The sequence below is a fragment of the Metabacillus indicus LMG 22858 genome (assembly GCF_000708755.2).
Lineage (GTDB): Bacteria > Bacillota > Bacilli > Bacillales > Bacillaceae > Bacillus_P > Bacillus_P indicus.
Genome location: NZ_JGVU02000001.1, coordinates 42,856 through 66,832, shown reverse-complemented (window position 1 = coordinate 66,832; position 23,977 = coordinate 42,856). Strand labels below are relative to the sequence as shown.

Below are 23,977 nucleotides of genomic sequence, written 5' to 3'. Positions count from 1 at the left end.
GGAGTATAAAGCAAATGGATATCACCCATCTCAAATCAGCCCTGCAGCTGCAGGCATTGCGGAGTCTTTCAGGAGAAGAAACAATGGCATCCCCCCTGTCCTCCCATAGTTATTTCAAGGATGTTTTTCAGTCTTTTATCAACGAAGACCAGAAGAACGATTCCGTTTCTGTCCGTACACCGATTGGACTGCCGGTCCAGCTGACTCAGCCGCTGCTTGCAGAATATGATCAGGTCGAAGTACAGACTGCTCCAAAACCGGTAAAGGATAATGCCCCCTCACACATTGACGGCATTATCTCTGAAATGGCAGCCAAATATGACGTTGACGAGAAATTGATCCGTTCAGTCATCAGGCAGGAATCAAATTTCAATCCGGACGCGGTCAGTCATGCGGGGGCGGCAGGACTCATGCAGCTCATGCCGGCCACCGCCCGGTCACTTGGCGTGCACAACGCTTTTGACCCGGTTCAGAATGTGGAAGGCGGCACGAAATACCTGAAGCAAATGCTCACGAAATACAGCGGAAACGTATCGCTTGCTCTTGCCGCCTACAATGCAGGACCGGGAAATGTGGATAAATACGGCGGAATTCCCCCTTTTAAAGAAACACGCAGCTACGTGCAGAAAATTACAGATGCCTATTACGCCTGATAGAGAGCTGATTCTAATGAATCGGCTTTTTTTAATGCCATTACATGACAGGAAAGCCTGGAAAAATCCCTGTCGCCTAAAAGCATAATTCCTTATATAATGAGAAAGAACTAAAGACATTCAGAGCAGTTTGTTTGAGCAATGGCAAGCCAGTTGTTACAATAAGCTTATTACGAAATAAAGGAGATCACTGGAATGGCTGATCAATTTGCAACACCGTACGAGGCGATCGGAGCAGATGCACTTTCGCAGCTGGTTGATGCCTTTTACCTAAGAGTGCATAAGCATCCTCTGCTCTCTCCGATTTTTCCGGATGATTTATCGGAAACAGCCAGAAAACAAAAACAATTTTTAACGCAATACTTGGGCGGACCGTCTTTATATACAGAAGAACACGGACATCCCATGCTTCGCGCCAGGCATTTGCCATTTGAAATAACGCCTGAGAGAGCTCGCGCGTGGCTGTCCTGCATGGAAGAAGCAATGGATGAACTGGATCTGGATGAACGATTTCAAGCATGGTTTTTTGAACGGCTGGAGCTTACAGCCAGGCATATGGTGAACACACCTGACACAGAACGTCACGAGAAAGGGATACACCAATGATGATAAGCCACAGAGAGAATACAGCACCTTTTTTCTCTCACTGCCAGGGAAACTCAAAAAAACCGCTTGAAATATACATGTTTATCGATCCTTTATGTCCTGAATGCTGGGCTCTTGAGCCGATCATTAAAAAACTCCAGATTGAATACGGACGTTTTTTCACTTTAAAACATATTATCAGCGGCCGTATCAACACGCTCAATCAATTTAAAAAGAAAACACCCGCCAATCAGTCAAAAGCATGGGAAAAAACGGCCAGCCTGACCGGCATGTCCTGCGACGGCATCCTTAAGTCAGAAAGCAGCATCTCAGCGCCCTTTGCAGCATCCCTTGCGGTTAAGGCTGCTGAGCTTCAGGGAAGAAAAGCCGGAATCAAATATTTGCGGAAGCTTCAGGAAGTTCTCTTTCTGGAAACGAGAAACATCTCAGATGAAAAAGTTCTCCTTGAGATTGCAAAAGAAGTAGGACTTGATGAGGATGAATTCGTAAGAGACCTTCACTCGCCAAGCGCCGCGAAAGCACTTCAATGCGATTTGAAGATTTCTGCCGAGATGGAGGTTCAGGAGAATCCAACTCTTACGTTCTTCAATCAGAATGTGGATGAAGAAGGGCTGAAGATTAGCGGGATCTATCCTTACGAAATGTATGTAGGCATCCTGTCCGAAATGATTGGAGACCTGCCGAAGAAATCTGTCGCTCCCCCGCTTGAAATTTTCCTGAGCTATTACCGTTTTGTAGCCACAGCCGAAATTGCCGCTGTCTACAATATGACTCACGAAGATGCAGAGAGGGAAATGAAAAAGTACATGCTTGCTCAAAAAGCAGAACGTGTCCCGCTCAAACACGGCACTTTCTGGAGATATATCGGATGAACGGACCCTGTACTCATGTACGGGTCTTTTTTCTTATTCCCTTTGTACACCTATAAAAAACCAGATGATGTGCATATCAAAAAAAGAGTTCTGCATTATGCTGAACTCTCAAATAAAAAACGCTTACAAACTATAAATTAAAAAGACTCCGCACGGGTAATACGGAGTCTTCTGTATGTCTTAACGACAACAAAGGGGATGGGAGAAATTTTTCACGGTCAAACAAAGGGGTAAATGTTTGTTTGTGATTAATTTCACATCTATAATATATCAGATTCTGTCGACTTATGACAACCCATTGATCTTCATTTCACAAATTTGTCACAAACATAAAAATGCCCGGCACTTCATAGTTTTTTAAAAAGGACAATCCGGGAGGAGATTATGAATAACCGCATTCCCCTGCTTATCAGCATTGTCATCCTGCTTATCAGCTTTTTCCTGAACGTTCTTGGACTGATGGAAATGTTTCCTCTGCTGATTTCTTCGCCGCTTTTGTTTGTTTCAATCTTTGTGACTTTGTACTTTGTTAATCACCGGAATACGTTTAAAGGGTTTTAGGAACAAAAGCGGAAGCGCCTTGATTAGATCCGAAAGGCAGATGAGAATCCGGCAGAAAAGTCCGATTTTGACTTTTTTGCCGGATTTGTTCTGACTGAGGATCTAAGTGCTGGAGCTGGACGAATAGAAAGAACAAAACCTGCAGCCATGAACGCTGCAGGTTTTTCTTTTATTCAGACAGAAGCTGTTCCATTTCGTTCAGTTTCTCTTCAAACACCTTCAGCGCCTCTTCAATCGGCTCTTTGGAAGTCATGTCTACGCCGGCTTTTTTGAGAACTTCAATTGGATAGTCAGAGCTTCCTGATTTAAGGAACTCAATGTATCGTTTAACAGCTGGCTCCCCTTCTTCAAGGATCTGTTTGCTGAGCGCCGTAGCTGCACTGAAGCCTGTTGCATATTGATAGACATAGTAGTTGTAGTAGAAATGAGGTATTCTTGCCCACTCAAGCCCGATTTCTTCATCTACTGTCAAATGTTCGCCGAAGTATTTTTTATTCAGATCATAGTACAGTTCAGTCAGAAGATCCGGAGTCAGCGGCTCTCCGTCCTGTGCTTTTTTATGAATGGCATGCTCATATTCCGCAAACATCGTCTGGCGGAAGACCGTGCCTCTGAATCCTTCAAGGTAATGATTTAACAGATACAGCTGTTTCTTTTTATCATCGATTGTTTTCAGCAGGTAATCATTCAATAGTGCTTCGTTGCAGGTAGAGGCGACCTCTGCGACAAAGATTGAATAGTGGCCGTACTGATAAGGCTGTGAATTGCGTGTATAATAGCTGTGCACAGAATGCCCGAATTCATGTGCAAGTGTAAAGAGATTATTTACGTTATCCTGCCAGTTCATGAGGATATAAGGATTTGTTCCGTACGTGCCTGAAGAATAGGCGCCGCTTCGTTTTCCTTTGTTTTCATGAACATCGACCCAGCGGTTTTCAAACCCTTCGTTTAAAATGGCGATGTACTCATCTCCAAGAGGAGCAAGACCTTTTAGAAGGTAATCCTTCGCTTCTGCGTACGGCACCTTCATCTTCACGTCTTTTACAAGCGGTGTGAACAGATCAAACATGTGAAGCTCTTGGAGTCCCAGCACTTTTTTGCGGAGTTCAATGTACTTGTGCAGCAGGTGCAGGTTGTCATTCACCGTTTTCACAAGGTTTTCGTATACTTCTTCCGGAATGTTGTTGTTGCTGAGTGCCGCTTCCCGTGCAGAAGAATAGTTTCTTACTGTTGCGTAGAAATTGTCTTTTTTAACGGCTCCGCTTAACGTGCTTGCGAATGTATTCTTGTATTTGTCATACGTGCCGTATACAGCTTTGAATGCGTCTTCTCTTACCCTGCGGTCTTCGCTTTCAAGAAAGCGGATATAGCGGCCGTGGGTGACTTCCACTTCTTCACCGTCTTCATCCTTGATGGATGGAAATTCAAGATCTGCGTTGTTCAGCATGCCGAATGTATTGCTTGAAGAACTGAGAACATCCGATGCCTGTGCAAGCATGGCTTCCTGCTCGGCTGAAAGAACGTGCGGGCGCTGGCGGTTAATTTCATCCAGTGTATGTCCGTACACCTTCAGCTCTTCTTTTTCCTGAAGAAATTCCTTAATCTTTGCTTCATCCATTTCAAGGATTTCCGGTATCATGTAGGATGACACGCTGCTTGCCTGCGTATAAAGGTTTGCGGCGCGGTCGTTCAGCCCCTGATAGTGGGAGTTTCCTGTATCCTGATCGTATCTCATATGCGCGTATGTATAAAGCTTGCCAAGTCTCTCCATTACTGAATCCTGGTACGTTAAGGCCTCAAGAAATGCATCTGCAGAATCTCCAAGCTTTCCTTTATATTCTTCCATTTTCGGCAGGGCTGCTTTTACTTCTTTAAATTCTGCTTCCCATGCCTCGTCGTTTTTAAAAATATCTTCCAGTCTCCACGTATCTTCTGCAGCAATTTCAGACCGTTTCGGCAGCGTTTTTGCAGCTGTTTGTTCTGTCATGGAAATATCCCCCTTTTAAACATGATTACTCCAATAATATTCTATATTTTCTATCAAATCAATTGAAGAGTCTTGCTATTTTCACTCTATATCAGACATTTCCCGACGGGGTCCGTCATTTTCTTCCCCGTGTTTCTGCATCGATTTCGCCAGGATGTAGGCAATGGCTCCCGTGCTCGCTGCTGTTACGGTAAAATCAAATAAAGTCGCTTTCTTTTTCTTCTTATAAAACATACTCATTCCTCCATTTTTCTGTTTGTCCTTAGGTTGCTGCATCTGACCCCTGTTCATACTTTTCCAGCTATCTTTTGCTTAAAAGCTCATTGTCTCTTTTCAAAAGCTCCTCCTGATTTTGACTCCATTTAAGATCTGCTGTTTTTTTATAAGAATACTTGTTTTCCTTCGCGATCAGTCCTGTTTGAGTCAGTGCTTCCAGGTAAGCCCGGACAGGAGCTCCGATTGATACGTGCTTCATATGTGTGATATCACGTCTTACAATATGGCGGTCCCGCTTCATTTCATTTACCGCATCTTCCAGGCGAAAGACCGAATGTCCAGATAAAGAGTCTATAAAAAGCAGGATCTTTGTTTGCCAAACATAAACAGCTGTATGAAAAAGATATCCAGTCGCTACAGGAATGAAGGCTTCGGAAGGAAGACATGAAAGCGGAATTTGCTTTTTTTCATAGAGAGTTTGCTGAAGGGATTTCAATTCTTCTGATAAATGGATGTGCGGTTTAAGCCGGTGCATTTTGATGAGGTTTAGCCACTGGATCCAATACTGGGGTGAAGGAACTGCCTGCGGAGAGACATCACGGAGGGTGATGTGACGGATGGGTTTGACTGCGGGAATGGATGTGAACACTTGCTTGGAAAATGGGATGAGATGCTCGATGAGAAGAAAAGCCTGAAGGGATGAACAATAAGTCAGGAGATGCGGGGGAGCCAGAATATCAGGACCCTGTTTTGCAAACAGCCATTGAAAAGGGGAAATGCGAAAGGTGGTGCTGCTTAACCTTACCGCGTTTTTTGCTCCAAGGATCCAGAGCGGTTCAATGTTTGCCTGCTTATACTGCGAAGTTCGTTTGTAAAACTGGACAGCAGGTATGGATGAACACTGAAATTCAACGGCAATCTTCCTTTGGCCTGTGTCTGCGTAAACGTCGGGCCTCTGCATAATCTCAGGAAAATAGCGTTCCATTTCTGTTTGAACCAGGTTTTGGCTTTTCAGCCATCGGTACAGCTGGATCTTTCCGTTCAGGTGATAGTCTGATTCAGGTTCGTGGTCAATGAGGCAGGATTTCAGTTTCTGATGGGCAAAATGAGGAATTACAATGCTTCCCGCTTTCAGGTCAAGGGGATGGTCACACACGGGACAGTAATGCTTTTTTTCGCGCATGCGGTGGAGATCTGAATGATCGTGCCTTATCGAGGTCAGATTGATCAGCCTGCCATCAGCATCTTTAGCTATAAGCATGATTATCTATCAGCTCCTATTTAGAATTCTTTTCCATTATACAATAAACAGGAAAAAGAAAGCACAAAAAAGACACACCTCTTCAGGTATGCCCTACAGCAATGGCGAAAGCAGCCTTGACATAGATTCAAACAACTTCTGTTTGAACGGCCGGTTTTCAAACTCATCCAAAATAATCTCATGAGAGTATAAAATATCTTTTTCATAATCATTCACAAGCTTCTGTGTGCTTCTTGTTCTGTACAGAAAAGCGTTGACTTCGAAATTAAGGTGGAAGCTTCTCATATCCATATTTGCTGTTCCGATTGAGGCAAGCTCATAATCGACGATGACTATTTTACTGTGCATGAAGCCTTCCTTATATTCGTAGATCTTCACCCCTGCTTCAAGCAGTTCAAGGAAATACGATCTTGACGCATAAAAGACAATTTTTTTGTCGGGACGGCGAGGTACCAGGAGTCTGACATCCACACCGCTCAAGGCTGCTACCTTAAGCGCAGAAAGAATATCCTCATCCGGAACAAAATAAGGAGATGCAATCCAAATGGAATCCTTGGCCGATGTAATCATGGAGAAGAACAGATTTTTGATGACTTCCCATTTATTATCGGGCCCTCCTGCAATAATCTGAACTCCGCCTTCATGTTCTTCCAGCTGCACAGAAGGTGTCATATACTCCTGCTTCACAAGGTTTTCCCCGGTCATATAGTACCAGTCCTGCAGAAAAATCATTTGAAGAGTACGGACGGCTTCACCCCGCACCATTAAGTGCGTATCCCTCCAGAAGCCAAAGTACGCATCTTTCCCCAAGTATTCATCTCCGACATTCAGCCCGCCGACAAACCCTGCGGTTCCGTCTATAACGATGATTTTTCTATGGTTGCGGAAGTTTACTTTATTATTTAAAAACGGCATTCTAACAGGCAAAAAAGAGACGACATCAATGCCCGCTGCCTGCATTTCTTTTATGTAGGATTTAGACAGCTTCCAGCTGCCGACTGAATCATATAAGAAGCGGACTTCAACACCCTGCTTCGCTTTTTTGATCAGGAGATCTTTAAGCTTGCAGCCTACTTCATCGTGTCTGACAATATAGTATTCCAAGTGAACATGATGCTCGGCTTTTTCAATTTCGCTGAAGATATGGTCGAACGTTTCTTTCCCGTTCGTTAATGTTTTTGACCTTGTTGCAAATGAAATCGGTGTATGGCCGAGCCTGTGGGCCAGATTGAAAAGCATTTGCTGGTGGTCTCCCATTAAGTCGATCTTATCTTCATAAGAGCGCTGATTCCCTTCAATTTCAAACATGATTTTTTCATCAACAAGCGCCTTTCTGTCAAACAGTTTCCGCTTCCTTACATTTCTTCCGAACACAAGGTAGAACAGAAAACCAATCAGCGGAAAGCTTCCAAGGACAACGAGCCATGTGATCGTCTGTGATGGCTTGCGGTTTTCCAGGAAGATGACAAATCCGATGAAGATAATGGAAAATGTAAACAAAACGGTCACAGCCGTCAGAAGCCATTCGCTTGAAATACTGCCTGTCACGTTTTGAAGAAGGTAAATGCTGACTCCTATTAATGCTGTAAATAAAAAGACACGGACTGTATTCTTCATGTCATTCCCCTGACTCTATAAAGATGATGGCAGCTGCCTGCTAAAAAAAAACCGACTTCAATCAGAATGAAATCGGCTTTTAAATCTTCAGCTGAAATGCTGCTTAATAACACTCAAAGCGTCCTCGGAAATAATTTGTTTCCCGTATTCGGCAACGCGGTGAATCGTCATGCGTGATTCTTGTCCATACTCGAGTATAACACTGAGCATATTTTCAATGTCTTCGTCTGAATGCTCATCATTGAATTCCACAAAGAGGTAATACCGGTTCTCCATGGAATAAAGCGCGTTTGTAAACCCGCTGAGCTGTACTTTCGACAAGGAAATAAGGTGTTCAAAATCATTGAACTTCACAAGGAACTCAAGCTGCTGTTCCTCCTCCTCCTGCGACTCTGATTTTTCATCAAGGTCATCGCTGAAATGATGATCGAGAATGGATTCAATATTTTCATCAACAGGAAGTTCTTTTACTTTATCTTCAGACAGGGGAAGCTCAATTTTCTGGCCGTCTTTTGAAAGCTGGGCTCTTGTCACGATCACTTCAAGCCCTTTGTCGAGCGCCTGAACCTGAATCCAGAGCGGTCCTTCGACCATAAAATCTTCTTCGTCATGCACTTCGTCCATCATTTCCCAAAAAAGCTCTTCGCTTCTTTCGCGGTTGTACCAGATTTCATCTCTGTCAAAACCGCGCTCTTCTATATCAAGATATGAAATATAAAACTTTACGGTATATTCATTAATACGTTCTATCTCCATCTTTACAACCTTCCCTTCTTTATATGATGTTGAAGGGACAACTAAACCCCTAAATAAGTTGCACTTTTTTACACTTTACCCAAATCAGCACCTATTTAATCGTCAGCGCAGCGCTTCGCAGGCGTTTAAAACTTGTCTTGAAAATGAGACTTGCCTTTCAAGCTTCTTGTAATCCTATTTTATGATAAAACTGCTCTGAATGAAATAAAAAAACCTCAGGATTTACAAAAACAGTTATTTGCCCAGAAGGATAAGCTCATAATTCATCTTTTCGTTCATATACTTGGTACGAGCAGTCTAATACACAGAAAGAGGTACTTGAATGGAACAGGAATTTCTCATGTCTTTAGTTATGATTATCGGCATTGATCTTCTGCTCGGCGGGGACAATGCGATTGTCATTGCAATGGCCAGCCGCAACCTTCCGCCAAAGCAGAGGAAAAAAGCTGTGGTGCTCGGGACGGTTTTTGCCATTGTCGTCCGGATTCTGCTTACAACAGTCGCGGTCTATTTGTTTCAGATTCCATTCGTACAGCTGATCGGCGGGATTCTTCTTCTCTACATCGCCTATCATCTTATTGTCGGGTCAGAAGAAAAGGAAGGAGAAATTAAAAGCCACCAGTCTCTGAGAAAAGCTGTACAGACGATTGTGGCGGCGGATATGCTGATGGGCATGGACAATGTCATTGCCGTTGCAGGTGCTGCAGGGGGAAAAACGGTACTGGTCGTCATCGGGCTCTTAATCTCCATTCCTATTATGATCTGGGGAAGCAATTTGATTTTAAAGCTTTTGGACAAATATCCCGCTCTCGTCTACATCGGGGGAGGCATGCTTGCCTATACGGCCGGCAAAATGATTATTCATGAGCATAAGCTTGCTCCAATCTTCCATACCCACCCAAGCATGGGTACGCTGCTTCCGTACTTGCTGATTCTCTTCCTGACAGCAGCGGGCTTTATCTATCAGCGCATGGAAAAAAAAGAAAACCTTCCTTAAATGATAAGGAAGGTTTTCTGTCAGTTAATTAACTAAACGCTGTGCTTCACGCAGCTGGTATGTGCGTACTTTTCTTGGAAGGAATCGTCTGATTTCATCTTCGTTGTATCCGACCTGCAGACGCTTTTCATCAATAATGATCGGGCGTCTCAAAAGTCCCGGATGCTCCTGGATCAAATCATACAGATCTTGAAGAGGCATCGTTTCAACGTTCACGTTCAATTTCTGGAAAATCTTAGAGCGCGTTGAAATGATTTCGTCCGTTCCATCCTCTGTCATGCGCAGAATTTCTTTGATTTCGTCTACTGACAAAGGCTCTGAGAAAATGTTGCGCTCTGTATAAGGAATTTCATGTTCTTCCAACCATGCTTTAGCTTTACGACAAGAAGTACAGCTTGGTGATGTATATAACGTTACCATAAACCTTTCACTCCTTTATGTGTAAATGAGCATACTGCTATATAAGTAAAATGAATTGTATTTAGATTGAAATTACTTTAAATAAGTAATATCTATAAAGGATTATACTATAGAAAAGTAAGTAAGTATACACTTTTTAAATACAAATGTTTGACAAAACAGTTACAATTCCGTAAAGTGACGGTAAAACTCTCTTTACACTCGCCAATTCCTGCGTTCTGCAGGTTTTGTCATTCGCAAGTGGACAGCCGGATTCTCAATTAATTCAGATCTTCAAAAATGTCTTTTGAATCATCACGGTCGTTAATCGACAGGACATCCTGAACATCCTGATATTTTTTCCCGTAGAATTCTTTATCTTTGTAAGTATGAATAAGCAAATACGTCTTTTTCATCGCTTCATAGATTTTCTCTTCGGTTGCATCATCAGGTGACCAGTACAGAATTTCCATTGGATTGACTTCATTCGTGGCGAGGGATTTTCTTCTGTATCCAATCGCTTTTGCATGCTGAAAGCCTTCTCTCTGGTAAAATTTCAGCCGCTTGCCTGTATCAAGTACATCTTCATCCACAGGTTCCACCTCTAAAAGTATTGGTTTTCCAAGTTCTTTCAGTTTGGCAATCAGCTTATGGCCAAGTCCCTGGCCTCTTGCTGTCTTGGCAACAAATAAGTAATCAATGAAGATAAAATCATCAAGCTCGGCATACATGAGAACGTGATGTTCTCCTTCATCTTTATGGTAAATATCACCCCGCTCTTTCAGAAGAGTTTCCATATGTTCTTTTGATTTCATTTCCTCAACAGGAAAGTATTGATTAAGCTTCTCATACCAGTTCATTGACCCGCTCCTTGCTGTTCATTAACGTTCGTTTCTCTCTAAATTAGATATACCCTCTTTCCTTAGTGTTAAACATGAGCTACTATAAAAATATAGTAAATAATGGGATGGTGATGGATTTGGCTGAATATGCAATGGATTTTCTGATTGTGGCAGCACTCGTTATCGGAATTACCGCCTTTATGGGAGTCATGGCAAACGGAATTGGAGAAACCATCTTTGCCGGCAAAAAGAAGAATGAAAACGTGGATCACACCCTGAAAACACAGGCTGGCTGGAGAAAAGTCGGCGGACGGAAACAATAGGTTAAAACGAGTAAAACCGGCCATTACCTGGCCGGTTTTTTTACGGAGTATAATCAACGCCCTTTGTATAATTGTTCCCGGCGTTCCATAAGAGATATTCATTGATTCCCTGATCCTGAAGTGCCCTGATCTGGGCTTCTACATCTTCTTTTCCGTACTTTTTATAATTGCCGGAGCCAAGCCAAGAGGCGGTGAAGTCCTGAAGCCATGGTCTTGAGACCGGACTGTTTTTCAGCTCTGCCAGTTTTATCTTTTCAAGCTTTGCATATTCTGTAATCAGCTCATATGGTTTAAGATCGGGCTTTTCTATGCCGAAATAGGACGTCCAGTGGCTCGGATAAATCATAGAGGAGATGACATCTACATGGCTTGAAATTTTTGAGAAGTTCTGACCGATGCCCGGTGCTTCCGGAAGGGTTGCTGTGTATCCGAAGATATCAACAGAAACCTTTACGCCGTACGGCTTCAATTTTTCCTTTGCATACGCTACAAAGTCCGTAACCGCTGTTACCCTTTTTTGAACATTATCCTGCTTTAACTGGCCATATTCGCCCTGGCTGTAGGTAAGGGCTGCATCTTTGTTTTCAAATCCTTCCGGAAAACGTACATAGTCAAACTGTATTTCCTGGAATCCTAGTTTAGCTGCCTCAATGGCGATGTTTACATTATAGTCCCATACTTCCTTCATAAAAGGATTAACAAATGATTCACCCCTGCCATTTTTCCATACGCTGCTGCCGTCCTGAAATGACCATTCAGGTTTCTGCTGAGCTAGAACTGAGTCCTTAAATACAACGACTCTTGCAATCGGATAGATGTTCTTTTTTTGAAGCTGTTCGAGCATAGCAACCGGATCTTTTATGTACTGTTTACTGATCCCGTAGTAGGGCGACGTTTTTTCAGGCATGTAGGTCAGATTCCCAAAATCATCTTTTACATCGATAACCATAGCGTTTAAATCGGTTTGATCAATCAGGTTTATGAGCTGGCTGAACTTGCTGCCGCCTGCTGAATGGCCTGTCACATAGATCCCTCTGATTGCATCAGGGTATTGAAACACGAGACCTGAATCAAACAGAAAACGGGGCATGTCTTCAGGAAGCTCTTTCAGCTGATGAACAATTTCTTTAGATTCATGAACGGATGCGGTTAAAACAGGTTCCGCTTGCGCTTGATGTCCCCCTGCTAATACAGGTATGAATGCAAGCAAAGCGGCAGGCAAAACCTTCTTATAAAAAGCCATGTTACCACCCCTCTTTGGCTAGTTTCTTCTTATTATAAATGACATGTATGGAGGTTCATACATGTAATGAGACTTATTTTTACAAATTCCAACAGGATTTGCTAATTTTTATACACGATTTCCCATGGACCCAAAAAAAGCGACCCCCTTTAAAAGAGGTCACTTCAACACGATTAGTTCGTATATTTTGCCTGATATTGTTTGAATTCCGCTTCTGAACACATAACGAAATGTCCTGGTTTTACTTCGCGGAACTGCGGTTCATCTCCTGCCGTGTACTGGTGCTGGGCAGGATCATATTTTTTTCTGATGCGCGTGCGCTCATAATCCGGATCCGGAAGCGGAATCGCAGACAATAGGGCCTGTGTATAAGGATGAATCGGATTGTTGTAAAGCTCTTCAGCATCTGCAAGCTCTACAAGCTTTCCGAAGTACATAACACCAATGCGGTCACTGATGTATTTGACCATGGAAAGGTCATGGGCAATGAACAGGTACGTAAGACCTTTTTCCTGCTGAAGCTTTTTCATCAGATTGACAACCTGAGCCTGAATCGAAACATCAAGTGCTGAAATCGGCTCGTCGGCAATAATGAAGTCAGGATCTACAGCCAGCGCGCGGGCGATTCCGATACGCTGGCGCTGCCCTCCGCTGAACTCATGGGGATAGCGGTTCGCATGCTCACGGTTCAAACCTACTGTCTCAAGCAGTTCATATACCCGCTCCATGCGCTCTTTATCTGATTTTGCAAGACCGTGAATATCAATTCCCTCGGCAATAACGTCAGAAACTTTCATTCTTGGGTTAAGTGAGGCATAAGGATCCTGGAATATCATCTGCATTTTACGGTTAAAGATTTTCAGATCCGCTTTTGATTTTTTTCCATGGACATTGACACCGCCAAACTTCACTTCACCGCCGGTTGCTTCATACAGACGGATGATTGAACGGCCCGTTGTCGATTTTCCGCATCCGGATTCTCCGACAAGTCCAAGTGTTTCACCTTTATAAATGTCAAACGAAATACCGTCAACAGCTTTCACTTCATTCGATTTCCCTACATTAAAGTGCTGTTTCAGATTTTTCACTTCAAGAAGTTTTTCTTTTTGCATGTGTTAATTTCCCTCCTTGATTTCAGGGAATTTGCGCTGGCGCAGTTTTACAGCTGCCGGCGGTTCTACTTTTGGAGCGTCCGGGTGAAGCAGCCATGTTGCCGCATAATGCGTATCAGACACTTTAAACATTGGCGGCTGCTCTTCTAAGTCAATCTGCATTGCATATTCATTACGGGCAGCAAATGCATCTCCTTTTGGAGGGTTAAGCAAGTTCGGAGGCGTTCCAGGGATCGCATAAAGCTCCTGATCCTGAGAATCAAGACTTGGCATCGAACTGATTAATCCCCAAGTATATGGATGCTGCGGATTGTAGAAAATTTCATCGACCGTGCCGATTTCAATTATCTTGCCGCCGTACATGACAGCAACCCGGTCAGCAACGTTTGCCACTACCCCAAGGTCATGCGTAATGAAAATAATGGATGTATCAATTTTCTTCTGAAGATCCTTCATCAGTTCAAGAATTTGCGCCTGAATCGTAACATCAAGAGCTGTTGTCGGCTCGTCCGCAATTAAGACTTTAGGATTGCAGGCAAGAGCAATTGCGATAACAACCCTTTGTCTCATACCGCCTGAAAATTGGTGCGGATATTGTTTGAACCGAAGCTCTGGCTTTGGAATTCCAACAAGACGAAGAAGCTCAATCGCTCTTTCTTTTGCCTGTGACTTGCTCATATTCTGGTGTTTTACAATTGGTTCCATAATCTGTTTACCGACAATCATAGTCGGGTTCAAAGAGGTCATCGGATCCTGGAAAATCATAGAGATGTCTTTTCCGCGAATCTTCTGCATCTGTTTGTCATTCAGTTTAGCAAGATCTTTTCCGTTAAAAAGGATCTGGCCTTTTTTAATTTCAGAGTTGCTTTCAGGCAGCAGACGCATGATTGACTTAGTCGTAACCGATTTCCCTGACCCGGATTCACCAACAATAGCAAGTGTCTCTCCTTTTTTCAGGTCAAAGTCAACTCCGCGGATTGCCTGTACTTCTCCTCCGAATGTATGGAAGGAGATGTGCAAGTCTTTTACTTCAAGTATTTTTTCCATCGTCTATTCACCTGCCCTCTAGTCTCTCATTTTCGGATCAAGCGCATCGCGCAGTCCGTCAGCAATCATATTGAATGCAACCATAATGACACTGATTACGATCGCAGGATAAATCATTTGATACGGGAATGCTCTCATCGATTTGAATCCTTCATCAATCAGTGTTCCAAGTGAAGCAAGCGGATCCTGAAGTCCAAGACCGATAAAGCTCAGGAATGCTTCAAAGAAGATCGCATTCGGAATCGTGAACATCGTATTGATGATAATGACACCGACTAAGTTCGGGATCAAATGCTTAAAGATAATTTTTGAATGACTTGCACCAAGCGTTCTGGAAGCAAGAACGAATTCCTGATTTTTAAGTTTCAGAACCTGCGCACGCACAACCCGCGCCATTCCGACCCAACCAGTTATGGTCAGGGCTACAGTAATTGAGATGATACCAGGTTTCAAAATCAGGATCATGAGAATAACAACAACAAGGTTCGGTATTCCCATCAGCACTTCAATAATACGCTGCATGACATTGTCAATGCGGCCGCCAAAGTAGCCTGATATAGCTCCATAGGCAACTCCTATCACCATATCAATAAAGGCTGCAAGGAAGGCGATGTAAAGAGAAATCTGCGTTCCTTTCCAGATACGCGTGAACTGATCGCGTCCAAGGTTATCTGTTCCGAGCCAGTAGTACTCTTTAATTTGTTTTTGTTCATAAACATTTACTTCTTCCCCATTGTTAAGGGTTCTTGTCCCGTCGAATGGAAGCCAGCTCACATTTTCAAGTCCCTGTATGCGCGGCGGCAGATTGGAGTGCGTTGCTTTTTGGCGGGCTGAATCATATCCGCTGACAGCAGGCCCGATAAAAGCAAGCAGCGCCAATAATACAATGACAATCATGCTTACTACTGCAGCTTTATTCTTTTTGACGCGAAGCCACGCGTCCTGCCAGTAGTTTAAACTTGGTTTGTTAATCTCTTCACTCTTAGAGGAATCAATTTTAGCGGGCTGGAACAATTCTTTGCTGATTTCTTTTTCTGCCATTATTTTTTACCTCCCGCTAAACGAATTCGTGGGTCAATGATGCCGTAAAGGATATCGACAACAAGAATGATGACGACAAAAAGGAATGCAAACAGCAAGGTTGTACCCATGATGACCGGATAATCATTTACAGTGATCGATTTAACGAACTGCTCTCCAAGACCCGGTACAGAGAAAATCTTTTCAATGACAAGAGATCCTGTCATCAAACCTACTGCAAGCGGTCCAAGAACCGTTACAACAGGAATCAGCGCGTTTCTGAGCGCATGCTTAAACGCAATTTCAAAGTAGCTTGCACCTTTTGCTTTAGCAAGCGTGATGTAGTCAGAATTTAAAACATCGATCATTTCCGTTCTCATAAAACGTGCAGCAATCGCAATCGGGAACATCGCAAGAGCGATTGTCGGCAGAATGCTGTACTCAGGTCCGCGCCAGAAGGCAACAGGGAGCCAGCCGGCTTTAACACCAATATAGTATTGAAGCAGTCCCGCGAAAACGAACGACGGGATCGACTTACCGATAACAGCGAAAAATGTTGCACCATAATCAATCCAGGTATTCTGGCGGAGAGCTCCAATGACACCAAGAAAAATACCAAAAATTGTTCCCACAAACATTGCCTGAAATCCGAGGGTTGCAGAAGGGGCGATACGAGCAGCTAAAAGCTCAGATACCGGAGTGTTGTCGAATTGGAAAGATACTCCAAAATCACCTTTTACAATATTGGTCATATAGGTGATATACTGCACTGGTACAGGTTCGTCCAGCCCGTATTTTTCTTTCATAATCTCAATTTGCGAGTCAGAAAGCTTGGCACTGTTAAATGGAGTACCGGGGATCAGTTTCATTAGGAAAAATGTGAAAGAGGCAATTAATATTAATGTAATTAACATATAAATGATGCGTTGCCCTAAATATTTGACCATGTGTGCACCTCCTGGAACTATATAAAAAATTCAGAATCATCTACATAATTCGACAATTCTTTAGCAGGTAAAAAGAGAGTATATCGTATATACTCTCTTCTTATTCTTTTTGATTATAATCATTTTTCTGGTAACTGCAACTAAAAATTACTCAGCGTCTGTGATTTTAATCCACTTGTAGCTGTACTCAGGTCCTACAAGGTGGTACGTAAAGCCTTCAACCTTTTTGTTGATCAGAAGGTTTGAGGCACGCTGATACATTGGAGCAATACCCGCATCTTCTTCTAATAGTACTTTTTCAGCTTCTTGAAGAGCAGCAAAACGTTTAGCAGGATCGTTAGCTAGTGTTGTTTGAGCGTCTTTTAAGAGCTTGTCATATTTTTCGTTTGAATAAGCCATTCTGTTGTTTCCGCCATCTGTGATCCATAGATCAGAGAATGAGATCGGGTCAAGGTAGTCAGGACCCCATCCAGCAGCCTGGATGTCATAATCCATCGTTTTGTCACGGTCAAGACGCACGCTGAATGGTACGCTTTGAACGTCGATAGTTAAACCAGGAAGCGTGTTTTGAAGCTGGTCTTTCATATAAGAGTCAACTGTTTTAGATGTTTCAGTGTCTCCGCCAAGGTACACAAGTTTAACTTCTTTCTTGCCGATTTCTGCTAAGCCTTTTTCCCAAAGTTTTTTAGCTTCTTCAGGGTTGTAAGTCAGAAGGTCCTTGTTAACTTCACGGAAATCTTCGCCCGTTTCAGGGTGTGTAACAAATTCAGCAGGTACAGCATAGTTAGCCGGTTTAGAACCGTTGTTTAAAATTTCGTTCGTTAAATCTTCTTTATTAAATGCCATTGCAATTGCTTTACGGATGTTCACGTTAGCAAGAGCTTCGTTCTTTTGGTTCAATTTAAGCCAGAAGATTGTCGGCTCTAGCCATCTTTCAAGACGGTCGTCACCTTCATATTGAGCGATAACAGCAGGAGTTGAAAGCTTAGGAGTTACATCAGCTTCTCCAGCTTCGAACGCATTAGCTGCAGCTTGAGGATCTTTAGATACGTTGAACGTAATTTTCTCAAGACTTACATTTTTTGCATCCCAGTACTCAGCGTTTTTCTCTAAAGTCCACTCAGTATCAGCAGGTCCTTCCCATCCATTGATTGCGAATGGTCCGTTGAACACTAAATTTTCAGACTTCTTACCGAAATTTTCGCCTTGCTCTTCAACATACTTTTGGTTCTGAGGATAGAACGTAGGGAATGCCATTAATGACTTGAAGAAAGGAATCGGTTTTTCAAGAGTCACAACAAGTGTCTTTTCGTCTTGAGCTTTAACTCCAAGATCTTCAGGTTTAGCTTTACCATTATATAATGCTTCAGCATTTTTGATTTTACCCATCATCATGTATGGACCGTAAGCAGATCCTGTGTCAGGGTTAAGAGCGCGCTGCCATGCAAAAACGAAGTCGTTAGCTGTTACAGGCTCTCCATTAGACCATTTAGCGTCTTCTTTGATTTTGATTGTGTACTCAGTGCCGTCTTCGTTAGCTTCCGGCTCGCCGTCAGCCATACCCGGGATTGGCTCCTGGTTTTCATCAATACGGTATAAACCTTCATTCGTATTGTTTAATTGAGATAAACTGATTGTATCTTCTGCAAGAACTGAGTCCATAGATGGAATCTCAGAAGATTCAAGTACTTTCAGCTCCTGAGGCACATTAGCTGCTTCTTTAGAGTCTTTGTCTTTGTCTCCTCCATCAGAAGAACTGGATCCGCCTCCGCCGTAGCAAGCAGTTAAGAAAACGCTCAGTACAAGCGAAAGGACTAAAAGCAATGAAAATTTTGACTTTTTCATTTATTACCCTCCCTTTTATTTTTAAAAAATTCTTACAAACACTATTATACAAGCTTTCGAATTTTTGTACATTCATTTTTTTAATAAAATTTACACAAATGCAATAAAATTAAGACTTTTTTAAAGCAAAAATAGTCCTTTATACCTATATTATCCACAGTATTTCTTCATGATATTTCATTCATTTAACATAAAAATGGCCAGAAGCACTGCCTTTGTAAAGATTTTAAATTGTAAGTAAAATTAAAAATGTATACAATATACAACAATAGCTAATAAACTATTTTGCAGGGAAACTGACAATATTCTGAGTAGTATTACTTTTCTCACAATAATTTTTTTTATATATTTCAATATAAAAAAACTATTGATCATCCCCGTAATTTAGTAATATAAAAAGAAAAAAGAGGGTATTTATGAACCGAAAATTATTTTTATCAGCCTTCACCGTGTCATTTGTTCTAGTCTTGCTGCTTTCGCTGCTTTTCTATCAGGAGATCAGCCTGCTGCATTATATCAATATTTCATTTTACATTTCCGGGCTTCTGCTCTTTACTTCCCTATTTCTTCTGGTTGCTGAAGGCGGATTTTTTGACGGCATCACTCAGGGGTTCAGAAGGACCTTTCAATCCAAAGGCCGGGACCTTGATAAGAAGGAAGTAGAGGAAATGAGACTCTTCTCTGAACTCCTGCGGGTTGAATATACCCCGTTTTTGTTTGCCGGACTGGTTCTTGCAGCTACAATGCTTGCAGCTCTTGCTGTTTATTATTTTTGAACAGTTGAAAACGAGTCCGAAAGCCACTATAATATAGGAAATAACATGTAAATGCGATGAAAAAGAGTAGTACACAGTGACCTTATTTTTCAGAGAGTCTGCTGCCTGGTGAAAGGCGGACAATAAACACTGCGGAATGGACTTTTGAGCAGCTGACTGAACTTCAAAGTAGGATCAGCCGTTTCGTCTTGCGATAAAAGACGCTAAGTGATTTCTGCTGCAGAAATAATCAGGGTGGCACCGCGGTCCATTCGTCCCTTTTAGTCAAGGGGACGAATGGGCTTTTTTGCGTTATTTTAAGAAGGAGTGAGGATATGAAAACTATTTTTTCGGGCATCCAGCCCACAGGTAATGTCACATTAGGAAACTATATCGGAGCTATGAAACAGTTTGTTGACCTGCAGAATGATTATGACTGCTATTTTTGCATTGTTGACCAGCATGCCATCACACAGCCGCAGGACCGCCTGCAGCTCCGCAAGAGCATAAAAAGCCTTGCAGCACTATATTTAGCTGTAGGACTTGATCCTGAAAAAGCAACATTGTTCATTCAGTCAGAGGTTCCGGCACACGCACAGGCTGGATGGATGATGCAATGTGTGGCCTATATCGGCGAACTTGAGCGAATGACTCAGTTCAAGGACAAATCAGCTGGCAAAGAAGCCGTTTCTGCCGGACTGTTAACCTATCCGCCTCTGATGGCTGCCGACATTCTACTATATAAAACGGATCTCGTTCCAGTCGGCGAAGACCAGAAACAGCATCTGGAGCTCACAAGAGACTTAGCCGAACGTTTCAATAAAAAATACAATGACATCTTTACCGTCCCTGAAGTGCGCATTCCAAAGATCGGTGCAAGAATTATGTCCCTTGCAGATCCGACGAAAAAAATGAGCAAATCAGATCCAAACCAGAAAGCATTTATCACACTGCTGGACGATCCGAAAGTGATTGAAAAGAAGATCAAAAGTGCGGTTACCGATTCAGAGGGCATCGTGAAATTTGATAAAGAGAATAAGCCTGGCGTATCTAACCTCCTCTCCATCTTTTCTATTCTCTCAGGCATTTCCATCGAAGACCTGGAGAAAAAATATGAAGGAAAAGGCTACGGAGACTTTAAAGCCGACACCGCTGCTGCCGTGATCAACGCCCTGCAGCCAATTCAGGAAAAATATTATTCTCTTGTTGAATCAGATGAACTTGACGAAATCCTTGACCGCGGGGCTGAGCGTGCAAACGCACAGGCAGGAAAAATGATTAAAAAGATGGAAAGCGCAATGGGTCTTGGAAGAAAACGAAAATAAAAAAGGGAGAGGGCTCATTAAGAGCTCTCTCCCTTTTTTTACCTGCTACATTTTTTCAAATTCCATGCCTTTTTCCATCATTAAGTACTGCAGTGCCGTTCGGAAGGTTAAAAACGTCTTGATGTCCTGGCTGTTTGATAAGCCAGATGAAATTAACAGCTGGATGACAGCAGGGCCAAAACCGACGAACAGAATCTGAATGCCCATGAGCCTTACTGCAGCCGTCAATTGCTGGATATAGGATCCAAACAGTTCAACCTCCCCGATTTCCCGTTCTGATATAGCGGTAAAATCGATGATGACAGTGGCAACTTCATTTGCGTGAGATGTTTCCAGAATTTTAGATGTAATCATATCAAACCGATCTGATGAAAGCTTCCCGGTAATCGGCACAAGAATGGTTTCCGGTATGATCGAAGGAATAATCGGAACAGAAATTTCTCTGATCAGTTCTTCTTGTTCCCGAAGCTGCCTTTTCAACTCGATAATTTCATCCTGCAGCTCTTCCACATTTACTTTTTCACTTATCATATATGCCCTCGCTCAAATGAATGACTTTATTTTATTTTATTTTACCATTGTTTCAGCTTCTTTACCTGTTAATTGAAGTCTTTGGCAAGGTTATTCCGGTCTTTTTTTAACCTGAACAAAAAAGAAGCCAATTTTGGCTTCTTTTAAGCTTGTCTCAATTTACTTTTGATTCATGCTCCATATCCCACAGTTTTTCAAAAAAGGGCTGGCCTTTAATCAAGTTTTCTGTAAGAATCATGTGTTTCGGGCTCCAGCCTGAAACAGTCTCATTGTAAAGCTTTTGCCACACATCCTCAAAGCTTAAATCCTGAATGGTTTCGTACATAGACGGATTCCATTCTGTATACCAGTATTTCACCTCTGCTGCATTCTTAGTTGACTGAAGCTGATCCAGGGCCATAAACAGCAGCTGCTTAAGCTGTCTCTCCTTGCGGGTCAGCCCGTTCATTTGAGATGGACTTGGAGAGAGGATGTGAAATTCTTTTTCAAGAATTTCTGCCTCATACGTATATTCTTCAGCTTCTACTTCTTTTATCATTTCATATACCAGCTGTTCCTGTCTTGGAATGAGCCGGCTTTTGCGGACAGGAATACTGTAGCCGATTGTATCAACGGCAAGAATTCCTTCGCCGTCTGTGACGACAAAACAATAATCAAGCTGAATCCGTTCATGATTTTTTCTGATATATGCCTTTTGAAAGGCGTCCTTAAGCAGTCCCTGCGGCAGCTCCGACAAATCGTTTTCAATATAATGGAATAAAACCGAATTTACTCTAAACAGAGGAACCTGATCCAAAAGCTCAACACTGTCGTCTTTTCTCCATTCGTGAAAATGACACACGTTGTACCCGTTTTCTTCACCCTCGAACCAATTCACCCATACATCATGAAGAAACAACATTTCTTACCCCTCACTTCCGATGCTTTTGTCTTTCAGTATAGGCAGGGAAAAGAAAATATATTCCAATTCGTTCATTTTATGGTTGAATTCTTTCGACAAAATCCAAAAGCTCCAGCGCCTTGTTCTGACAGAGGATCTAGGCGCTGGAGCTGGACGTGGAAAAACTATTTTACTTTTACAATAAAAAATAGCCAAGAAACAATATCTTGGCTGTTCTTCTTGTTATTCGTTTACTTTTGGATCCAGCGCGTCTCTTAAACCGTCCCCTACAAAGTTGAAGGCGAGAACTGTCAGAAGAATCAATGAACCCGGCAATAGAGGGTACCAAGGTGATTTCAGCAGAATGGTGAAGTTCTGTGCATCCTGCAGCATATTGCCCCAGCTTGCTGTCGGTGGCTGAATTCCTAGACCAAGGTAGCTAAGCGTTGACTCGGCAAGTATAACTCCGCCTACTGAAAGGGTAGCAGAAACGATGATCGGCCCAATCGCATTCGGCAGGATGTGAGAGAAAATAATCTTAAAGCTTTTCGTTCCAATCGTCTTGGAAGCAAGAACGAACTCGCGTGTGCGCAGCGACAGAAATTCACCGCGGACAAGACGCGCAGTTGTCGTCCAGCCAAGTACCGCAAAAATGATGATCAGCTTGTCTACACCCGGCTTAAAGATTGTTACAAGCGTAATCAAAAGAAAGATTTGCGGAATTGAAAGAACAATATCAACAAATCGCATCAGAATGGCATCAATGATGCCTCCAAAATAACCGGCTACAGCTCCGACTACTGTACCGATTGTAATTGATCCAAGCACGGAAGCAAATCCAACAAGAAGGGATACTTGCGCCCCGTAAAGCAGACGTGTGAGCAAATCCCGTCCAAACCGGTCTGTTCCAAGCAAGTTTTCAGCTCCGCCTGGCGGAACCAGTTTTTTCGTCAAATCCTGTGTCTCATATGCATATGGTGCAATGACAGGTGCAAGAATGGCTGCAGAGATGATAAAAATCAGGAATGCAGCACCTGCAACAGCCAGTTTGTTTTTGGCAAACTTTCTGAAGAATATTTTCGTTAACGTGTCAGGGTTCGCTTTGATCCCATGAACCGCCAGCTGACCAGAAGTTTCCGGTGTAAGGTTAGTTTGTGCCATTGTGCTCCCCCTCCTAGTACTCGATTCTCGGATCGAAGATTGCGTAAAGAATGTCAGCAATTAAGTTTCCGATGACGACAAAAACAGCTGAAATAACAGTTAACGCCATAATAACCGGATAATCACGCTGGAAGGCAGAATCGATGAAAAGAAGTCCAATTCCAGGCCATGAGAAAATCTTCTCAACTACGACAGCTCCTCCGATAAAGGAAGGAATCATCAGACCGAAAATGGTGATGATCGGAATCAATCCATTGCGCACGCCGTGTTTGATAATGACTTTCGATTCTTTAAACCCTTTTGCACGGGCAGTTCTCATATAATCCTGCTTCAGGACGTCGAACATGCTTGACCTTGAATACCTCGTCAAGCCCGCCATATCGGCAGAGGCAAGAACAAATGCAGGCAGCATGAGATGGTGTATCCTGTCCCATATGCTGAATTCGGCATTCAAGGTTGAGGTCCCTCCGGTCGGGAACCAGTTGAGCTGAACAGCAAAGACCATGATTAAAATCAGCCCGAGCCAGAAGTTAGGGGTAGCCAGTCCAAGGAATGAAGTGACAGAGACAGTGTAATCAACTTTTGTGTAAGGTCTTGCTGCTGAAATAATGCCAAAAGGAATGGCAATGATCAGAGCTAGAACAGTAGAGACAACCATAAGCAACAGCGTATTCGGCAAACGGTTCATAATCATTTCGCTTACAGGCACACCTTTACGGATAAGAGATGTCCCGAAGTCACCCTGCACCATGCTTCCAAGCCATTTCAGGTATTGAACATGTACAGGATCATTTAATCCGTATTTCTCCATGAATTTCGCCTTATCAGCAGGACTGATAGTCGGGTCCATTAAAAGTGTTGTCGGGTCTCCAGGTGCAAGTCTGATAATCGCAAAAGAGATAATTGTAATACCTAACAATAAGGGAATAGCCATCAATGTTCGGCGGACGATATAAGTAAGCACAGCTAGATCTCCCCTTTCCTTCTCAATTTTCTATAGGTAAAAACAGGGTCCAGAAAC

General features: G+C 42.7%; 25 protein-coding genes and 1 other annotated feature. Of the genes, 8 read left to right on the top strand and 17 right to left on the bottom strand.

Annotation, left to right across the window (positions count from 1 at the left end):
• Positions 1–14 precede the first annotated feature (14 nt).
• The 4 genes from AZ46_RS00325 (at position 15) to AZ46_RS22110 (ending at position 2,692) form a co-directional block, all read left to right on the top strand.
• Entirely contained in the window at positions 15–653 is a 639-nt protein-coding gene (locus tag AZ46_RS00325; protein ID WP_029282581.1) for a lytic transglycosylase domain-containing protein, read from the top strand.
• Positions 654–848: 195 nt separating this feature from the next.
• A complete protein-coding gene (locus AZ46_RS00320) occupies positions 849–1,259 on the top strand; it encodes a globin domain-containing protein (RefSeq protein ID WP_029282583.1) in 411 nt (136 codons plus the stop codon).
• A complete protein-coding gene (locus AZ46_RS00315) occupies positions 1,256–2,131 on the top strand; it encodes a ClpXP adapter SpxH family protein (protein WP_029282585.1) in 876 nt (291 codons plus the stop codon). Before AZ46_RS00320 ends, AZ46_RS00315 begins: the two co-directional genes overlap by 4 nt.
• A gap of 384 nt (positions 2,132–2,515) precedes the next feature.
• The gene (locus AZ46_RS22110) at positions 2,516–2,692 is read left to right on the top strand and encodes a hypothetical protein (RefSeq protein WP_029282587.1); all 177 of its coding nucleotides are present in this window, start codon (positions 2,516–2,518) and stop codon (positions 2,690–2,692) included.
• A gap of 169 nt (positions 2,693–2,861) precedes the next feature.
• Here AZ46_RS22110 and pepF read toward each other — a convergent pair whose 3' ends face one another.
• The 5 genes from pepF to mecA all read right to left on the bottom strand — a co-directional run bounded on the left by pepF (position 2,862) and on the right by mecA (position 8,529).
• Positions 2,862–4,679: an oligoendopeptidase F gene (gene pepF / locus AZ46_RS00305; protein WP_029282594.1), complete on the bottom strand. Its 1,818-nt coding sequence runs from the start codon at positions 4,677–4,679 to the stop codon at positions 2,862–2,864.
• Positions 4,680–4,760: 81 nt separating this feature from the next.
• On the bottom strand, positions 4,761–4,913 hold the full coding sequence (locus AZ46_RS21810; RefSeq protein WP_161781186.1) for a hypothetical protein: 153 nt from the start codon (positions 4,911–4,913) through the stop codon (positions 4,761–4,763).
• Positions 4,914–4,980: 67 nt separating this feature from the next.
• A complete protein-coding gene (locus tag AZ46_RS00300; RefSeq protein WP_051865045.1) occupies positions 4,981–6,156 on the bottom strand; it encodes a competence protein CoiA in 1,176 nt (391 codons plus the stop codon).
• A gap of 93 nt (positions 6,157–6,249) precedes the next feature.
• Positions 6,250–7,773, bottom strand: a complete 1,524-nt coding sequence (cls, locus tag AZ46_RS00295) for a cardiolipin synthase (RefSeq protein ID WP_029282598.1) — start codon at positions 7,771–7,773, stop codon at positions 6,250–6,252.
• An 87-nt stretch (positions 7,774–7,860) separates the two neighbouring features.
• Positions 7,861–8,529 (bottom strand): adaptor protein MecA, encoded by a 669-nt coding sequence (mecA, locus tag AZ46_RS00290; RefSeq protein WP_029282605.1) that lies wholly within the window; start codon positions 8,527–8,529, stop codon positions 7,861–7,863.
• 322 nt (positions 8,530–8,851) lie between these two features.
• Here mecA and AZ46_RS00285 point away from each other — a divergent pair, with 322 nt between their 5' ends.
• The gene (locus AZ46_RS00285) at positions 8,852–9,526 is read left to right on the top strand and encodes a TerC family protein (protein WP_029282607.1); all 675 of its coding nucleotides are present in this window, start codon (positions 8,852–8,854) and stop codon (positions 9,524–9,526) included.
• A gap of 24 nt (positions 9,527–9,550) precedes the next feature.
• Here AZ46_RS00285 and spxA read toward each other — a convergent pair whose 3' ends face one another.
• Complete coding sequence (spxA, locus tag AZ46_RS00280) at positions 9,551–9,946, bottom strand: transcriptional regulator SpxA (RefSeq protein ID WP_029282609.1); 396 nt, start codon at positions 9,944–9,946, stop codon at positions 9,551–9,553.
• Positions 9,947–10,206: 260 nt separating this feature from the next.
• Complete coding sequence (locus AZ46_RS00275; protein WP_029282611.1) at positions 10,207–10,785, bottom strand: GNAT family N-acetyltransferase; 579 nt, start codon at positions 10,783–10,785, stop codon at positions 10,207–10,209.
• Between the two features lie 113 nt (positions 10,786–10,898).
• On the opposite strand from AZ46_RS00275, the gene AZ46_RS00270 reads away from it, so the two are divergent.
• A complete protein-coding gene (locus AZ46_RS00270; RefSeq protein WP_029282615.1) occupies positions 10,899–11,090 on the top strand; it encodes a hypothetical protein in 192 nt (63 codons plus the stop codon).
• 40 nt (positions 11,091–11,130) lie between these two features.
• On the opposite strand, the gene AZ46_RS00265 is transcribed toward AZ46_RS00270, so the two are convergent.
• From AZ46_RS00265 to AZ46_RS00240, 6 genes are all read right to left on the bottom strand, one after another.
• Positions 11,131–12,333 carry a putative glycoside hydrolase gene (locus tag AZ46_RS00265; protein WP_029282617.1) on the bottom strand — a complete coding sequence of 401 codons (1,203 nt, stop codon included), beginning with the start codon at positions 12,331–12,333 and terminating at the stop codon, positions 11,131–11,133.
• A 173-nt stretch (positions 12,334–12,506) separates the two neighbouring features.
• On the bottom strand, positions 12,507–13,445 hold the full coding sequence (locus tag AZ46_RS00260) for an ABC transporter ATP-binding protein (protein WP_029282619.1): 939 nt from the start codon (positions 13,443–13,445) through the stop codon (positions 12,507–12,509).
• A gap of 3 nt (positions 13,446–13,448) precedes the next feature.
• Positions 13,449–14,492: an ABC transporter ATP-binding protein gene (locus tag AZ46_RS00255; protein WP_029282621.1), complete on the bottom strand. Its 1,044-nt coding sequence runs from the start codon at positions 14,490–14,492 to the stop codon at positions 13,449–13,451.
• 18 nt (positions 14,493–14,510) lie between these two features.
• The gene (gene opp3C, locus AZ46_RS00250) at positions 14,511–15,533 is read right to left on the bottom strand and encodes an oligopeptide ABC transporter permease (protein WP_029282623.1); all 1,023 of its coding nucleotides are present in this window, start codon (positions 15,531–15,533) and stop codon (positions 14,511–14,513) included.
• Positions 15,533–16,459 (bottom strand): oligopeptide ABC transporter permease, encoded by a 927-nt coding sequence (opp3b, locus tag AZ46_RS00245; RefSeq protein ID WP_029282625.1) that lies wholly within the window; start codon positions 16,457–16,459, stop codon positions 15,533–15,535. The genes opp3C and opp3b overlap by 1 nt, the downstream gene beginning before the upstream one ends.
• Positions 16,460–16,606: 147 nt before the next feature.
• A complete protein-coding gene (locus AZ46_RS00240) occupies positions 16,607–18,304 on the bottom strand; it encodes a peptide ABC transporter substrate-binding protein (RefSeq protein ID WP_029282627.1) in 1,698 nt (565 codons plus the stop codon).
• A 416-nt stretch (positions 18,305–18,720) separates the two neighbouring features.
• On the opposite strand from AZ46_RS00240, the gene AZ46_RS20860 reads away from it, so the two are divergent.
• Complete coding sequence (locus tag AZ46_RS20860) at positions 18,721–19,080, top strand: DUF3899 domain-containing protein (RefSeq protein ID WP_051826957.1); 360 nt, start codon at positions 18,721–18,723, stop codon at positions 19,078–19,080.
• A 47-nt stretch (positions 19,081–19,127) separates the two neighbouring features.
• Positions 19,128–19,342 (top strand) — a binding site (T-box leader).
• A gap of 52 nt (positions 19,343–19,394) precedes the next feature.
• Positions 19,395–20,384, top strand: a complete 990-nt coding sequence (gene trpS, locus AZ46_RS00230; RefSeq protein WP_029282631.1) for a tryptophan--tRNA ligase — start codon at positions 19,395–19,397, stop codon at positions 20,382–20,384.
• Positions 20,385–20,429: 45 nt separating this feature from the next.
• On the opposite strand, the gene AZ46_RS00225 is transcribed toward trpS, so the two are convergent.
• From AZ46_RS00225 to AZ46_RS00210, 4 genes are all read right to left on the bottom strand, one after another.
• A complete protein-coding gene (locus AZ46_RS00225; protein WP_029282633.1) occupies positions 20,430–20,915 on the bottom strand; it encodes an STAS domain-containing protein in 486 nt (161 codons plus the stop codon).
• Between the two features lie 154 nt (positions 20,916–21,069).
• Positions 21,070–21,816: a YjbA family protein gene (locus tag AZ46_RS00220; protein ID WP_029282635.1), complete on the bottom strand. Its 747-nt coding sequence runs from the start codon at positions 21,814–21,816 to the stop codon at positions 21,070–21,072.
• Between the two features lie 222 nt (positions 21,817–22,038).
• Entirely contained in the window at positions 22,039–22,956 is a 918-nt protein-coding gene (gene opp4C, locus AZ46_RS00215; protein ID WP_029282637.1) for an oligopeptide ABC transporter permease, read from the bottom strand.
• Positions 22,957–22,969: 13 nt separating this feature from the next.
• Positions 22,970–23,920 carry an ABC transporter permease gene (locus tag AZ46_RS00210; protein ID WP_029282639.1) on the bottom strand — a complete coding sequence of 317 codons (951 nt, stop codon included), beginning with the start codon at positions 23,918–23,920 and terminating at the stop codon, positions 22,970–22,972.
• Between the last annotated feature and the right edge of the window lie 57 nt (positions 23,921–23,977).

Coding starts and splice junctions, on each gene's coding strand:
- pepF (WP_029282594.1), bottom strand. CDS start 4,679: ATGACAGAACAAACAGCTGCAAAAACGCTGCCGAAACGGTCTGAAATT.
- AZ46_RS00325 (WP_029282581.1), top strand. CDS start 15: ATGGATATCACCCATCTCAAATCAGCCCTGCAGCTGCAGGCATTGCGG.
- AZ46_RS00270 (WP_029282615.1), top strand. CDS start 10,899: ATGGATTTGGCTGAATATGCAATGGATTTTCTGATTGTGGCAGCACTC.
- AZ46_RS00275 (WP_029282611.1), bottom strand. CDS start 10,785: ATGAACTGGTATGAGAAGCTTAATCAATACTTTCCTGTTGAGGAAATG.
- opp4C (WP_029282637.1), bottom strand. CDS start 22,956: ATGGCACAAACTAACCTTACACCGGAAACTTCTGGTCAGCTGGCGGTT.
- AZ46_RS20860 (WP_051826957.1), top strand. CDS start 18,721: ATGAACCGAAAATTATTTTTATCAGCCTTCACCGTGTCATTTGTTCTA.
- AZ46_RS00320 (WP_029282583.1), top strand. CDS start 849: ATGGCTGATCAATTTGCAACACCGTACGAGGCGATCGGAGCAGATGCA.
- AZ46_RS00300 (WP_051865045.1), bottom strand. CDS start 6,156: ATGCTTATAGCTAAAGATGCTGATGGCAGGCTGATCAATCTGACCTCG.
- AZ46_RS00285 (WP_029282607.1), top strand. CDS start 8,852: ATGGAACAGGAATTTCTCATGTCTTTAGTTATGATTATCGGCATTGAT.
- mecA (WP_029282605.1), bottom strand. CDS start 8,529: ATGGAGATAGAACGTATTAATGAATATACCGTAAAGTTTTATATTTCA.
- AZ46_RS00260 (WP_029282619.1), bottom strand. CDS start 13,445: ATGCAAAAAGAAAAACTTCTTGAAGTGAAAAATCTGAAACAGCACTTT.
- AZ46_RS22110 (WP_029282587.1), top strand. CDS start 2,516: ATGAATAACCGCATTCCCCTGCTTATCAGCATTGTCATCCTGCTTATC.
- AZ46_RS00220 (WP_029282635.1), bottom strand. CDS start 21,816: ATGTTGTTTCTTCATGATGTATGGGTGAATTGGTTCGAGGGTGAAGAA.
- AZ46_RS00240 (WP_029282627.1), bottom strand. CDS start 18,304: ATGAAAAAGTCAAAATTTTCATTGCTTTTAGTCCTTTCGCTTGTACTG.
- trpS (WP_029282631.1), top strand. CDS start 19,395: ATGAAAACTATTTTTTCGGGCATCCAGCCCACAGGTAATGTCACATTA.
- AZ46_RS00265 (WP_029282617.1), bottom strand. CDS start 12,333: ATGGCTTTTTATAAGAAGGTTTTGCCTGCCGCTTTGCTTGCATTCATA.
- opp3b (WP_029282625.1), bottom strand. CDS start 16,459: ATGGTCAAATATTTAGGGCAACGCATCATTTATATGTTAATTACATTA.
- AZ46_RS00225 (WP_029282633.1), bottom strand. CDS start 20,915: ATGATAAGTGAAAAAGTAAATGTGGAAGAGCTGCAGGATGAAATTATC.
- opp3C (WP_029282623.1), bottom strand. CDS start 15,533: ATGGCAGAAAAAGAAATCAGCAAAGAATTGTTCCAGCCCGCTAAAATT.
- cls (WP_029282598.1), bottom strand. CDS start 7,773: ATGAAGAATACAGTCCGTGTCTTTTTATTTACAGCATTAATAGGAGTC.
- AZ46_RS00315 (WP_029282585.1), top strand. CDS start 1,256: ATGATGATAAGCCACAGAGAGAATACAGCACCTTTTTTCTCTCACTGC.
- AZ46_RS00255 (WP_029282621.1), bottom strand. CDS start 14,492: ATGGAAAAAATACTTGAAGTAAAAGACTTGCACATCTCCTTCCATACA.
- AZ46_RS21810 (WP_161781186.1), bottom strand. CDS start 4,913: ATGTTTTATAAGAAGAAAAAGAAAGCGACTTTATTTGATTTTACCGTA.
- spxA (WP_029282609.1), bottom strand. CDS start 9,946: ATGGTAACGTTATATACATCACCAAGCTGTACTTCTTGTCGTAAAGCT.